Source organism: Lentzea kentuckyensis, from assembly GCF_002150765.1.
Lineage (GTDB): Bacteria > Actinomycetota > Actinomycetes > Mycobacteriales > Pseudonocardiaceae > Lentzea > Lentzea kentuckyensis.
Window position 1 is genome coordinate 619 of sequence record NZ_MUYM01000177.1, and the last position, 506, is coordinate 1,124.

A 506-nucleotide genomic window follows, 5' to 3' on the forward strand; every position below is an offset into this window, starting at 1 on the left:
ATCCCGCTGACGCCGTCGGCGAGCAACCCGAGCGGCGTGCACGCAAGACGGTCCCGAACCGGTCCCGCACTGCCGCCGACAACAAGTAGAACGGGGGTGGACCGGTGACCGTCCCGGTGACTTCCGAACTCCTCGCCGACCCTGCGGACCTCGCCGCCCTCACCGGTCTCCCCGCCGACAACCCGCGCCTCCTCGCCGCACTGCTGTCAGCGTCGCGCCGGTTCGCCGGTGCCGTCCGCCACCCGGTCCGCCTGATCGAAGCCGACACCATCGTGTTGGACGGCAACGGCACGACCACGCTGCTACTGCCAGCGGCGCCCGTTGCTGCGGTGACATCCGTTGCGGTGCACGGCGTCACGCTAGATCCGTCCTCATTCGCTTGGTCAGCAGACGGACTGCTCGAACGGTCCGAACCATGGCCCCGTGCCCGCCGGGCCGTCAGCGTCGTCTACAGCCACGGTTACGACCCCATCCCCGGCATGGTGGCCGACGCCGTCACCCAAGCG